Genomic DNA, 14,284 nt, shown 5'->3' on the forward strand with positions numbered 1-14,284 from the left:
AGGTTGTATTTAGTATTAAATGTAATCATTTACAGATCATTTTATTCTTGCAATCAGCTCACTTTTACTTCTAATGTTTCTTTTTTGCTTTTGGCACAATGATTGTCTATTTTTATCGCCTGTCTTGTAAAGATAACATTTAGCATAATTTTACTAAAAACTGCTTAAAGGAATGTTACTTTTGTAGATGGTATAAAAACTTTAATGACAAAACGACTTATATACTATTATGTCAAATCATAAAATACTTACTATTGACAATCTGTCACTTCAAGAATTTGATTCAGAAGCAGAATTAATTCCATTATTAACTCCAGAAGACGAAGAGGAAATGAATAACGAGGAACTTCCTGTTTCTCTGCCAATTTTGCCTTTGCGTAATACGGTTTTATTTCCAGGTGTTGTAATTCCTATTTCAGCAGGAAGAGACAAGTCTATCAAATTGATAAATGATGCCAATGCCGGCGGAAAAATTATTGGAGTAGTTTCTCAAATTAATGAAGAAGACGAAGATCCATCTAAAGATGATATTCATAAAATTGGAACTGTAGCCAGAATTCTTCGTGTTTTAAAAATGCCTGACGGAAATGTTACGGTTATTTTGCAAGGAAAAAAACGATTTGAAATTGACGAAGTAGTTTCAGAAGAGCCTTATATTACTGCAACTATCAAAGAAGTTTCAGAAGAACGCCCAGATGAAAATGATACCGAGTTTACGGCTATTTTAGATTCTGTTAAAGAATTGGCTATCCAGATTATTAAAGAGAGTCCGAACATTCCTTCTGAAGCAACATTTGCAATTAAAAACATTGAAAGCCAATCGTTTTTGATCAATTTTGTTTCTTCAAACATGAATTTATCTGTAAAAGAAAAGCAAGGACTTTTATCGATAAATGGATTAAAAGAACGTGCGTTAGAAACTTTGCGATATATGAATGTTGAGCTTCAAAAATTAGAATTGAAGAATGATATTCAGTCAAAAGTTCGTTTTGATTTAGATCAGCAACAGCGTGAATACTTCCTTCATCAGCAAATGAAAACCATTCAGGAAGAATTGGGAGGCGTTTCGCAGGAAGAGGAAATGGATGAAATGGGGCAGAAGGCCAAAACCAAAAAATGGGACGAAAAAACGCAAAAACATTTCGAAAAAGAACTATCTAAAATGCGCCGTATGAATCCGCAGTCTCCTGATTTCGGAATTCAGCGCAATTATTTAGAATTGTTTTTAGAATTGCCTTGGGGCGAATACTCTAAAGATAAATTCGATTTGAAACACGCTCAGAAAATTTTAGATAAAGATCATTTTGGTCTTGATGAAGTTAAGAAAAGAATGATTGAACATTTGGCAGTTTTAAAATTGCGAAATGACATGAAATCACCAATTATTTGTTTAACAGGGCCTCCAGGAGTTGGTAAAACTTCTATTGGACGTTCTGTAGCCGAAGCTTTAGGACGTGAATATGTTCGTATTTCATTAGGCGGTTTGCGTGATGAAGCTGAAATTCGCGGACACAGAAAAACGTATATTGGTGCAATGCCAGGAAGAATTATTCAAAGTTTGAAAAAAGCTGGAACTTCAAATCCTGTTTTTATCCTGGATGAGATTGATAAATTGTCTAGCGGTAACAGCGGCGATCCTTCTTCAGCTTTGTTAGAAGTTTTAGATCCGGAGCAAAATAGTTCATTTTATGATAATTTCCTTGAAATGGGATATGATTTGTCTAAAGTGATGTTTATTGCAACGTCAAATAATATGGCGGCAATTCAGCCAGCGCTGCGTGACAGAATGGAAGTAATCAAAATGTCAGGTTATACTATTGAAGAAAAAGTTGAAATTGCAAAAAAACATCTTTTTCCAAAACAGTTAGAAGCTCACGGATTGACATCAAAAGATTTGACCATTGGCAAAAAACAATTAGAAAAAATCGTTGAAGGCTATACAAGAGAATCTGGTGTTCGTAATTTAGAAAACAAAATTGCTCAGGTAATTCGTAACGCTGCAAAATCTGTAGCGATGGAAGAGGAGTACAACAAAAAAGTTACTGATGAAGATATTGTAACTGTTTTAGGTGTACCAAGATTAGAGCGTGATAAATACGAAAATAATGATGTTGCAGGTGTTGTTACAGGTTTAGCCTGGACAAGCGTAGGCGGTGATATTTTATTTATAGAATCATTAATTTCTGAAGGGAAAGGTTCATTGACAATTACAGGAAATCTTGGAAATGTCATGAAAGAATCAGCAACTATTGCACTTGAATACATTAAGGCCAACGCTAAAAAATTAGGCTTAGCTATTGAGCTTTTTCAAAAATATAATATCCACTTGCACGTTCCAGAAGGAGCAACGCCAAAAGATGGGCCAAGTGCTGGTATTGCGATGCTAACTTCTTTGGTTTCTTTATTAACGCAAAAGAAAGTGAAGAAAAGTCTTGCTATGACTGGAGAAATTACCTTGCGTGGAAAAGTTTTGCCTGTAGGTGGAATTAAAGAGAAAATATTGGCAGCAAAAAGAGCAGGAATTAAAGAGATTATTTTATGTCACGATAATAAAAGTGATATTGATGAAATTAAAGCGGAATATTTAGAAGGACTTACTTTTCATTATGTAAAAGAAATGAGTGAGGTTCTTGCTTTGGCTCTAACAGATCAAAACGTGAAGAATGCTAAGCAATTGAAATAAATTTCAGTTTAAATTACAATACTTAAAATTCCAAATTCCAAACTGCACACCAGCAGATTGGAATTTGGGATTTTTTTTATGCAAAAATGTGTTTTTCAGATTTTAAAACTCTGGTATAAATATTGATTAATAGATAGTTATAAAAATTATTTTTTACGTTATATAATTTTATCTTTGTTCTTGCGTTATTCCCATATAGGAATCGCCCCAAAAACATGTTCAAACGATTTGTTTTATTTTTAATGTTGTTAATCTGTTCGATTTCTTTCGGGCAAGTTGGAGGGCGCTACACCTATCAATTTCTTAATTTAACGTCTTCGCCGAGGCAGGCAGCGTTAGGTGGAAAAAATATTACTATTTATGATGATGATGTGAATCAGGTGATGTTTAACCCAGCAGTATTAAATGAAGATATGGACAATCATCTTGGTATAAATTATGGCAGTTATTACGGAGAAGCTTCTTATGGAACGGCTTCGTATGCTTATACTTATGATAGGCACATTCAGACATTCTATGCTGGTGTGAGTTATGTGAATTATGGCAGCTTTGAAGGTTATGATGAAAATGGCCAGGCAACATCAGATTTTACAGGGAGTGAAGGCGCTCTTACGCTAGGATATGCATACAATATTCCTTATACAGATGTTCATATTGGAGTAAATGGAAAGCTAATAACTTCGACTTTAGAAAGTTATAATTCCATTGGTGGAGCAATTGATGTGGGAATTATGTATCAAATTGAAAAAAATAATGTAAATTTGGCCCTAGTATTTCGTAATATTGGAACCCAATTTACAACTTACTCAGGAATACAAGAGAATTTGCCCTTTGAAATTATTGCTGGTATCTCGCAAGAACTAGAACATGTACCGCTTCGCTGGCATCTTTCATTAGAAAATCTGCAGCAATGGAACATTTCTTTTTCGAACCCCGTTCGTGGAGAAACCAATATTGATGGATCAACAAGTGACGAGAAAATCTCGTTTGCAAATAATGCTTTAAGGCATGTAGTTATGGGTGTGGAACTTTTTCCACAAAGAGCATTTAATGTGCGTTTAGGATATAATTTTAGAAGAGGCGAAGAATTGCGAATTGATGAACAACGCAATTTTTCGGGAATTTCATTAGGATTTGGCTTAAGAATGAATAAATTAAAATTTAACTATTCTTATTCAAGATATACGTTGGCGGCTAATACAAGTCTTTTTGGTTTAACTTTAAATTTTCAGTAATAATATGAAAATATTTACTTTATTTTTGTTCATGACTGTGAGTGTTTTTACGGGAGCTAAACACTATTTCAATGAAGATGAATCTACGATAACCAATGTCGAGATCGAAAGAATTAACAGCAGAATAACAGACATAAAAAACTTGATCAATCAGGATAACAAATACAATTCTAAAATTGCTTTTTTGATTGATATGAAAGTTCCTTCTGGAAAAAATCGTTTTTTTGTTTATGATTTAGAAAAGAATGAAGTTATAGATCAAGGTCTTGTAGCTCATGGTTCTGGTTCTGAAACCGGTATTAAAGGCATGCTGAAATTCAGCAACATGCCAAATTCTAATTGCACAGCACTTGGCAAATATGCAATAGGAAAAACATATAAAGGAATTTTTGGAAAAGCTTATAGATTAGCAGGTCTAGAAGAAACTAATAATAAAGCTTTAGAACGTGCTATTGTATTGCATGCTTATTCTGCAGTTCCATTGCAGGAGCAGGATTATTACATTAGCAACAGTCACGGATGTCCAATGGTAAATGAAGAGTTTTTTAAAAGAATTCAAAAGTTAATTGATAATTCTAAGACTAATATCGTAATGGATATTTACTATTAAAAACAGCATTCAATAAAGCTAAAAGCATAAAACTTTTTATGATCGAGATTAATTTGATTTTCGATGATAAAAAGTTTTTTTTTGTTTAAAACTTATTTCATCAAATGATCTCATAACTATTATAAATCTTCCATTTAAAGAGAAAGATGGTTACATTTGCAGCGTGTTAAATTAGTCCTCTTTTCGGATTAACACTAGAATAATCAAGACTTGATGATTAAATAGCTGATTTTCAAAACACTGTTTTCGGAATTTGAAATAATAAAAATTTAAAAATATAAAATTGAAAAAAATTACAATTGCAATCGACGGATTTTCATCAACAGGGAAAAGTACTTTGGCAAAACAACTGGCAAAAGAACTTGAATATGTGTATGTTGATACGGGTGCTATGTATCGCGCGGTTGCCTATTTTGCTATGCAGAATCAGCTTATTACAATTGATTCTTTTGATAAAAAAGAATTAATAGAAGCGTTGCCGAATATTCAGCTTGAATTTAAATTCAATGCCGATTTGGGTTTTGCAGAAATGTATTTAAACGGTGAAAATGTAGAGAAACAAATTAGAACTATTGAGGTTTCTAATTTTGTAAGCAAAGTTGCAGAAGTTTCTGAAGTGCGTTCTAAGTTAGTAGAGCAACAGCAGGAAATGGGAAAAAATAAAGCAATAGTGATGGATGGAAGAGATATAGGAACTGTAGTTTTTCCTAACGCTGAGCTAAAAATATTTATGACCGCTAGTGCAGAAACCCGCGCACAGCGACGTTTTGATGAATTACAACAAAAAGGTGATGATGTAACGTACGAAGAAGTTTTGAAAAATGTTGTTGATAGAGATTATATCGACACGCACCGTGACGATTCTCCTTTAGTAATTGCCGACGATGCAATTGAAATAGATAATTCTTACTTAAATAAAGAAGAACAGTTTGCAGCTGTTTTAGAATTAATAAATGATGTTGTAAAAACAGCTTAATTTTTTGCAGATATTATTTTAAATGTTAGTTTTACCGCTTCATTTTTATTTTAAAGACAATTTCAATATATGGGAATTAAAAACAGGTTAATCGTGATGAGCTTTCTTCAGTTTTTTGTTTGGGGAGCTTGGCTTATTACAATTGGAAATTATTGGTTTGGAACCAAAAATTGGGAAGGAACACAATTTGGTTTAGTGTTTGGAACCATGGGAATTGCTTCTTTATTTATGCCCACATTAACCGGAATTATTGCCGATAGATGGGTAAACGCTGAAAAATTATACGGAATTCTTCATATTCTTTATGCAGTAGTTTTATTTGGAATTGCACAAGTAACAACTCCAGATAATTTTATCGCAGTAATGCTACTAGCAATGTGCTGTTATATGCCAACAATTGCTTTGAGCAACTCTATTTCTTATACTTCATTAAAATTAAACGATAAAAATATCGTAAAAGATTTTCCGCCAATTCGTGTTTGGGGAACAATAGGTTTTATTGTTGCTATGTGGATTACAAATTTGAGCGGAAGTAAAGCAACTGAATATCAGTTTTATATTGCTGGAGTTGGTGCGCTAATTTTAGGTTTTTATGCTTTTACTTTGCCAAAATGTGAGCCACAGCGTTTAATTAAGGAAAATGCTACGTGGATTGAAACATTTGGTTTAGAGTCTTTTAAATTGTTTGCAAACTATAAAATGGCTTTGTTTTTTGTTTTTTCTATGTTTTTAGGAGGAGCATTACAATTAACAAATGCCTATGGAGATGTATTTTTAGATGAGTTCAAACACTTTCCAAAATATGCAGATTCTTTCGTTATCAAGTATTCTACTATTATTATGTCGATTTCTCAGGTTTCTGAGACATTATTCATCTTGGCAATTCCGTTTTTCTTAAAGCGTTTCGGAATTAAACAGGTAATGTTAATTTCTATGTTGGCTTGGGTGTTGCGTTTTGGATTATTTGCTTTTGGAGATCCTGTAGGTGGTTTATGGATGATTATCCTTTCTTGTATCGTTTACGGAATGGCGTTTGACTTCTTTAATATTTCAGGTTCATTGTTTGTAGAAAGCAATACCGATTCAAAAATACGTTCATCTGCACAAGGTTTGTTTATGATGATGACCAATGGAGTAGGAGCAGTTTTAGGAAGTTTAACTTCTGGTTGGGCTATAGATCGTTTCTTTACAAAATCATTTGCTAATACAACTGAATTAGCAGGATTTTTACAAACTGATGCGACGAACTCTAAAATGCTAGAATTTGTAAAAGGACAAGGGAATTCTATTTCTGCGGAAGGAATTTTCAGCAATCCAATTTTAATGAAAGACTGGCATACGATCTGGTTGTCATTTGCGGCTTATGCTTTGGTTATTGCAATTGCTTTTGCGGTTTTGTTTAAGCATAAACATGATCCTAAGGAATTGGAGAATTTGAGTCACTAAAAGAAGTCTTTTTTTCAAGACCTTTAGTTTTGAAAAAGTAGAAAAAATAAATAAATACAAATACCATAATGATTTCTTAATAGGGAATCTTTGTGGTATTTTTTGTTAAAGGAATAACATAAATGATTGTTATGGCTAAGACTAAAATAAAATCCCATTCTCTTTCTGAAATGAAAGAGAAATATACTGGAAAGATTGGAAGTAAAGAGAGGGATAAATACGAGAAAAAACTTCTCAAGCATATTTCTAAACTTAAATAAGTTTTTAATTAAGCCTTTGTCAAAATTTAAAACTTTGACAAGATGATTACATATCGTAAACCCGACAGTTTTTAAAACCTGTCGGGTTTCTTGTTTTCTGTAGCATTCTGTTTCAAATAAAAACGATAACTTAGTAATTCATTTTTAAAGCTTTAATGATGCAGAAATTTAGATTATTTGTTTTGCTTTTGATTGGAGTTTCTGGTTTTGGACAAACTAAGGTTTTGTACAATCAAAGTGTTGAAGCGTATAAAAGCAAAGATTATGTTTTGTTTTTGAAGTTGGCTAAACAGTTGGACAGTATCCGGCCAACGCATCCTGCATATACTTATAATTTGGCATCAGCTTATTCTTTAAATGGTAAAATTGAAGAAGCTTTATCGGTTTTAAAAAAGATTGTTCTGGCAAATAATACTATTGCTTTTGAAGATGATGCTGATTTTGAATCTATCAAAATGGAGGGAAGTTTTAAAGATTTACTAGCATTGAAAGCTTCTCAATCAAAAACAATTGAAACTTCTGTAGAGAAAATAAGGCTTTCTGAAAAAGATTTGCATCCGGAAGGATTGCTTTATTTACAGAAACGCAAATTTTGGCTGGCATCAAGTATTCGTAATAAAAAGATTGTTTCTTTTGATGAAAATGGAAAATGTTCGGATTGGTTTACAGAATGTTCTTATTCGGTTTTTGCTTTAAAAACAGATTCGGATGAAAAATATTTATGGGTCGCGTGCTCAGCAATCCCGGAGATGAAAGGTTTTTCTAAAGAAATAGATGGGAAAAGTGAAATTTTGAAAATTGAAATTGCCACGAAAAAATTGATTAAACGTTATGCTGTAGATGGAAATCATGTTTTTGGAGATTTAATTGTGACTAAAAATAATGAAGTTTATATTTCAGATAGTGCTGAACCGATTATTTATAAAATTGAAAAAGAGAATTTAGTTGTTTGGAAAGATTTGAGAAAAGAAGCTTTTAATCTGCAGGGAATTGCTTTAAATAAAAAGGAATCGAAATTGTTTGTGGCTGATTATTTGAAAGGAATTATTTCTATTGATATAAAGTCTCAAAAAGGAAACTGGCTAGAATTTTCGGAAGAAACCTCTAAAAAAGGAATTGACGGATTGGTTTTTTACAAGAATTCGTTAATTGCGATTCAGAATGGAGTAGTACCGATTAGGATTGTACGTTATAATTTGGATGAAACCGAAACTAAAATAATTGATTTTAAAGTTTTGGATAATAATAGGGAAGAATTTAATGAACCTGCATTAGCAACTTTGGTTAAAAACAAAATGTATTTCTTTGCCAATTCGCCTTGGAAATTCTATGATAAAGATTTTCAATTAGATGAAAGCAAATTTGAAAATCCGAAGTTGTTTGAATTGGATTTAGATTGATATTATTCTTTTAAAAATTATTTTTGATTTAAAAATTTTAAGATTATGATTAGACAAATTTTAGGAGTTATTATCGGTTACGCCATTTTCGTAATTAGCTCTATATTGCTTTTTAAATTCTCAGAAGTGAATCCGCACGAAGAGACTTCGAAATTATTTATGACTTGGACATTTGTTTACGGAACTGTTTTTTCGTTCATCAGCGGACTTGTAACTCAATTAATTGCAAAGACGAGAAACTTAAAAGTCAATTATGTGCTTTTTATTATCATGGCTGGTTTTGCGACTTTTTCACTTTTTAAGTCAGGTGGTAGTTCCTGGACGCAATTGTTGGCTATTTTTGTTTTTTCGCCGATTTCTGTTTTGGGAGGATTGTTTTGGATTAAGAGAAATGTAACTAGTAAAAAGTAAGATGAGAGAAGTAAAAATGTTTTTTCTGGTTTTTTTATTCTTTTTTAGTGGTAGTATTTATGCACATAAAGATAGGGGAGAGTATCCACAAAGTATTAAATTTATTTTTGCTGATAAAGAGGCTTTAGTCCTGAATTATAATGATCCGAGATTAGAAAATATTTGTAATGAAATAATTTCCGGAAAAAAGAAATTGACTGAAGCGGATGTGAGTTACAAAACTGGCGAAGTAATAACTGCTAAATTTGATGGTGCAAGCTGGACTTCAATTAGTATATTGTATAGAAGTAAAAGAGTATTTGTCGCGGAAAATATCATTAAAAAGATTAAAGAAATTCATTTTTCAACCCTCACTTTGTCTTGGTCATCAGATTATGAAAAGGCTTTTTTATCACCTTATTTTATAATAAGCTTCGATATGGGATCAGAACGTTTTTATGGTGAGTTTCCTAATGTACAACTGTTTTTTGAGAAGCAAGTATTTTCAAGAGCTGAAGTTTGGAAACAAATTAGTGAGAATGGTAGACAAGGTGCTAAATTGTAATTTTTTGAAGTTACTAATGTTTCAACTTCTTCAGTTTATCGGTTCTTAAAAACCACTACTCATTCTTGTCTAGCCCCGATAGAAGTGGAAATCCTTTTGTGCCGGTGTTCGGCGCAAAAGATTGAAACGGATAGCGGGACTGAACGTCTTGAAAAACCTGAAATCTTCTGCTCCTGAATAATTGGCTGATAATCATTTAGAATTGTTTTGCTATTACAAATATTTGTATTAATTTTGCAAACCTTTTGGCAAAGAAGAGTTTCCTTTAGGTATCAACTATTTATGTAAAACAACTTCTGTTTTTTCTACTGCTTTATGAAACTCGAGGAAAACAGAATACAAATTTTTTATCAGCATGTCTGAACAATTAAAATCACAAGAAGAGTTTTTAGCAAATTTTAACTGGCATAACTTCCAAGAAGGAATTGATGCAGTAGACGAGAAAAACTTACAAGAATTCGAAGAACTAGTTTCAAAAACTTTCATCGCTACAGATCAAGAAGAAGTAGTTGAAGGTGTAGTTGTTAGAATTACAGATAGAGACGTTATCGTTGATATCAACGCAAAATCGGAAGGTGTTATTTCTTTAAACGAATTCCGTTACAACCCAAACTTAAAAGTTGGTGACAAAGTAGAAGTATTAATCGACATCCGTGAGGATAAAACAGGTCAATTAGTATTATCTCACAGAAAAGCACGTACTATTAAATCATGGGATAGAGTTATTTCTGCAAATGAAACAGGAGAAATCGTTAATGGTTTTGTAAAATGCAGAACTAAAGGTGGTATGATCGTTGACGTTTTCGGAATTGAAGCTTTCTTACCTGGTTCTCAAATTGACGTTAAGCCAATTAGAGACTACGATGTATATGTAAACAAAATGATGGAATTCAAAGTGGTAAAAATTAACCACGAATTCAAAAACGTTGTTGTATCTCATAAAGCGCTTATCGAAGCTGATATCGAAGTACAGAAAAAAGAAATCATCGGTCAATTACAAAAAGGACAAGTATTAGAAGGTGTTGTTAAAAACATTACTTCTTATGGTGTGTTCATTGACTTAGGTGGTGTTGACGGATTAATTCACATTACTGACCTTTCTTGGAGTAGAATCAACCACCCAAGTGAAGTTCTTGAATTAGACCAAAAATTAAACGTTGTAATCCTTGATTTCGATGATGAGAAAACAAGAATTCAATTAGGATTGAAACAATTAAACGCTCACCCATGGGATGCTTTAGATGCTAATTTAACTATTGGTGATAAAGTAAAAGGTAAAGTAGTTGTAATCGCTGATTACGGTGCATTTATCGAAGTTGCAGAAGGTGTTGAAGGTTTAATTCACGTTTCTGAAATGTCATGGTCAACTCATTTACGTTCTGCTCAGGATTTCGTAAAAGTTGGAGATGTTGTTGAGGCTGTTATCTTAACTTTAGATAGAGATGACCGTAAAATGTCATTAGGTATCAAACAATTGACTCAAGATCCATGGACTGATATTACTTCTAAATACCCAGTAGGTTCTAAACATACAGGTATCGTTAGAAACTTTACAAACTTTGGTATTTTCGTAGAATTAGAAGAAGGAATTGATGGATTAATTTACATCTCTGACTTATCTTGGACTAAGAAAATCAAACACCCATCTGAATTTGTAAATGTTGGTGAGAAACTTGATGTAGTTGTATTAGAATTAGATGTTGAAGGACGTAAATTATCTTTAGGTCACAAACAAACTACTGCTAATCCTTGGGATCAATACGAAGATTCTTTCGCTGTAGGAACTATCCACAATGGTGAAATTTCTGAAATCGTTGACAAAGGAGCTACTGTAGAATTCGGAGATGATATCGTTGCTTTCATTCCTACTCGTCACCTTGAAAAAGAAGACGGAAAGAAATTGAAAAAAGGTGATACAGCTGATTTCAAAGTAATCGAATTTAACAAAGAATTCAAAAGAGTAGTTGCTTCTCACACTGCTATCTTCCGTGAAGAAGAAGAGAAAAACGTGAAAGCTGCAACTGAAAATACTTCATCTAACTCTACTACTAATGCACCAGCTGCAACTTTAGGAGATAACAATGATGTATTAGCTGCATTAAAAGCTAAAATGGAAAAAACTGAGAAAAAATAATTCTTAGTAGAGACGCACTGCTGTGCGTCTCTACATCCATATAGAAAGTCCCACAGTAATAGTGGGACTTTTTTTTTACTTTTTGTTTTAGGTTTCAAGTTTCGCGTTTGTCAGTTCGAGCGGAGTTGAGACACTCTTATGAAAATGATTTCTGTTATTTTGAAGCTAGTAATTTGGTTTCTTCAGGAGTGAAATCATTAACAATCGCATAAGAATTTATTCCTATTATTTTCATTTCATCCAAAATATCGACTAAGTTGCCATAATTTGATTTTTTGCTTGGCTTAATAACTGCAGTAAGTCCTCTTCCAGGTTTTCCCAAAGCGGCGGAATATTCTAAAACTTTTTTATTTCTTTCTAATAATTCTTTTCTAATTCCGCTTTTGCCATATTCGATTTCTTTAGGTCCATCAATAGGAACAAATAGCAATCCAGTGTAAGTGATTATTCTGTTTTTATCATCTAAAAGCAGTGTCATGATTCGTCTTTCGTCCGGCATATTACAAACTCGATGGTAATCTTCATCTATGCAGTCGGGTCTTCCAAATTCCATCACTTTTGGTTTCGATAATTCCCCAACAACCATAAAAAATATAATCAGTAAAAAAGAAACACTGACCATTGCAGTTAAATCAACTCTTGTGCTTAACTTTTTACTTCTAACTTTTTTTGGTAGATTTTGCATAGCGTGAGTTTTAAGTTAATCTGAACTATTTTGAAGCTAATAACTGTGATTCTTCCGTAGTGAATTCATTTACAATTGCATACGTTTCAATATTTATAATAGCCATTTCATCTAAAATATCAACCAAATTTTTAAAGTTTGATTTTTTGCTTGGTTTTATAATTACAATAGGGCCATTTTTTGGTTTTCCCAGTGCTGTTGAATATTCCAGAATTGCTTTCTTTTGATTAAAAAGTTCCTTTCGAATTCCGTTTTGCCCATAATTTATTTCTTTTGGAGCTTTACGAGGATTGAATAAAAAACCTGTATAGGTAATGATTTTATTATTTTCATCTAATAAAACTGTTATAGTGCGTTCATTGCTGCCACTACCACAACCCCAATGATGCCAACCATTTTCATATTTTTCCGGCAGACTCAATGCCATAGCTTTTCCCTTAGATAATTCCCCAACAACCATAAAAAATATGATCAGCAAAAATGAAACGCTGACCATTGCGGTTAAATCAACTCTTGAGCTTAACTTTTTGCTTCGAACTTTTTTCGGTAGATTTGGCATATGAATCTGATTTTGATTTTAAAGTTAATCAAAATTTTATTCAGAAAATAAATCTAGTTTAAATAAAAAATAATTTTAAAGGCTTATTTATTTGTAAGAAATAATTACAGACGATGCATTAGATTCTAATTTAACCTTTTTTCCAAAAGTCATTGCGTGATTGTTTCTGATATGTCCTGCAGGAAAATCGAAAATTACAGGATAATCGTATTCTTTTACTGCATTTAAAATAATCTCACGGTGTGTTCCTCCAAACAAAATATTTTCTTCTTTTTTATAATCAAAATCACCAACAATAATTCCCTTTAAATCTTTCAAAAAGCCATTTCTTTTCAGCGTATACATCATTCTGTCTACTCGGTATAAATCTTCGCCAACATCTTCAATAAATAAAATTTTTCCTTTTGGGTCAATGTCTGAATTACTGCCCAACATCGACATAACAATTGATAAATTTCCACCTATCAGAACTCCTTTACTCGTGCCTAATTTATTGAGCGGATTTGTAATTATCTCATAACTTACATCCTGGCCAAACAAAGATTTATAAAGCGTTTCTTTAGCTTCGGGTGTAGCTCTTCTCATTCCTCCAGGCATTGTAGCGTGAATAGAGGCAAACCCTAATCTGTGAACCTGTTCATGAAGCGTAGTGATATCTGAATAACCAATAATCCATTTTGGATTTTTCTTAAAAGCTGTAAAATTCAATTGATCTACAATTCTAACAGTTCCATATCCGCCTCTGGCGCACCATATTGCTTTAATGTTTTTATTGTCTAAAGCTTCTTGCAAATCATTTTCTCTTTCCAAGTCTGTTCCAGCAAAATGATTGTGTCTTTTGAAAAGATTTTCCCCTAATTTAATATTAAGTCCCCAACTTTTTGCGAGTTCAATTCCTTGATTAATTTCTGTTGAATCCGTTAGGAAACCTGCTGGCGCAACAATCATTATTGAGTCACCTACTTTGAGGTAAGGTGGGATTGTATATTGTTTGATTGCTTTATCTGCTTCTGAAAGATAATTTTCTTGATAATTCATTTTATAAGCTGGGGTTTTACATTGAATAAAAGTTAGTAAGATTAAAACAGAAAAAATCGATTTTGTGTGGTGATTAATTGTCATTTTGAGGTTAAATTATTGAGTGTTTTGACTTTTTACTTCTTATTTTTTTTAGATAGATTTTGTATGAAAAATATGTTTTGAATTTAATAATAAAATGATGTACAATCTGTCTGCACCATAAAAATAATCAAAAATATTTTTTATAATCAATCCGCTGTTTTACAGTATGTTTTGAGAATGTTTCAATATTTTTTTAAATTATTTCAGTTTTTCGTAAAA

12 protein-coding genes are annotated in these 14,284 nt (G+C 32.3%); 9 read left to right on the forward strand and 3 right to left on the reverse strand.

Translation table 11 applies throughout. From position 1 onward, the window contains the following. Positions 1-229: 229 nt before the first annotated feature. The 9 genes from lon (at position 230) to rpsA (ending at position 11,699) form a co-directional block, all read left to right on the forward strand. A complete protein-coding gene (gene lon / locus EV145_RS03330) occupies positions 230-2,683 on the forward strand; it encodes an endopeptidase La (protein WP_133523816.1) in 2,454 nt (817 codons plus the stop codon). Positions 2,684-2,898: 215 nt separating this feature from the next. Beyond that, on the forward strand, positions 2,899-3,918 hold the full coding sequence (gene porQ, locus EV145_RS03335) for a type IX secretion system protein PorQ (RefSeq protein ID WP_133523817.1): 1,020 nt from the start codon (positions 2,899-2,901) through the stop codon (positions 3,916-3,918). Between the two features lie 4 nt (positions 3,919-3,922). Next, positions 3,923-4,528 carry a murein L,D-transpeptidase catalytic domain-containing protein gene (locus EV145_RS03340; RefSeq protein WP_133523818.1) on the forward strand — a complete coding sequence of 202 codons (606 nt, stop codon included), beginning with the start codon at positions 3,923-3,925 and terminating at the stop codon, positions 4,526-4,528. 283 nt (positions 4,529-4,811) lie between these two features. Further along, positions 4,812-5,504, forward strand: coding sequence for a (d)CMP kinase (gene cmk / locus EV145_RS03345; protein ID WP_133523819.1), 693 nt, complete (start codon positions 4,812-4,814; stop codon positions 5,502-5,504). Positions 5,505-5,573: 69 nt separating this feature from the next. Further along, complete coding sequence (locus EV145_RS03350; protein ID WP_133523820.1) at positions 5,574-6,950, forward strand: nucleoside permease; 1,377 nt, start codon at positions 5,574-5,576, stop codon at positions 6,948-6,950. A gap of 415 nt (positions 6,951-7,365) precedes the next feature. Continuing rightward, positions 7,366-8,610 carry a TPR end-of-group domain-containing protein gene (locus EV145_RS03355; RefSeq protein WP_133523821.1) on the forward strand — a complete coding sequence of 415 codons (1,245 nt, stop codon included), beginning with the start codon at positions 7,366-7,368 and terminating at the stop codon, positions 8,608-8,610. A 45-nt stretch (positions 8,611-8,655) separates the two neighbouring features. Continuing rightward, the gene (locus EV145_RS03360; protein WP_133523822.1) at positions 8,656-9,021 is read left to right on the forward strand and encodes a hypothetical protein; all 366 of its coding nucleotides are present in this window, start codon (positions 8,656-8,658) and stop codon (positions 9,019-9,021) included. Position 9,022: 1 nt separating this feature from the next. Beyond that, positions 9,023-9,565 (forward strand): hypothetical protein, encoded by a 543-nt coding sequence (locus EV145_RS03365; RefSeq protein WP_133523823.1) that lies wholly within the window; start codon positions 9,023-9,025, stop codon positions 9,563-9,565. Positions 9,566-9,920: 355 nt separating this feature from the next. Beyond that, positions 9,921-11,699 carry a 30S ribosomal protein S1 gene (rpsA, locus tag EV145_RS03370; protein ID WP_029270489.1) on the forward strand — a complete coding sequence of 593 codons (1,779 nt, stop codon included), beginning with the start codon at positions 9,921-9,923 and terminating at the stop codon, positions 11,697-11,699. A gap of 154 nt (positions 11,700-11,853) precedes the next feature. On the opposite strand, the gene EV145_RS03375 is transcribed toward rpsA, so the two are convergent. From EV145_RS03375 to EV145_RS03385, 3 genes are all read right to left on the reverse strand, one after another. Beyond that, positions 11,854-12,384: an ExbD/TolR family protein gene (locus tag EV145_RS03375; protein WP_133523824.1), complete on the reverse strand. Its 531-nt coding sequence runs from the start codon at positions 12,382-12,384 to the stop codon at positions 11,854-11,856. Between the two features lie 25 nt (positions 12,385-12,409). After that, positions 12,410-12,943: an ExbD/TolR family protein gene (locus EV145_RS03380; RefSeq protein ID WP_133523825.1), complete on the reverse strand. Its 534-nt coding sequence runs from the start codon at positions 12,941-12,943 to the stop codon at positions 12,410-12,412. Between the two features lie 87 nt (positions 12,944-13,030). Next, positions 13,031-13,981: an LD-carboxypeptidase gene (locus EV145_RS03385; RefSeq protein WP_133523826.1), complete on the reverse strand. Its 951-nt coding sequence runs from the start codon at positions 13,979-13,981 to the stop codon at positions 13,031-13,033. Positions 13,982-14,284: the final 303 nt, after the last annotated feature.

The sequence above is a fragment of the Flavobacterium sp. 245 genome (genome assembly GCF_004362055.1).
GTDB lineage: Bacteria > Bacteroidota > Bacteroidia > Flavobacteriales > Flavobacteriaceae > Flavobacterium.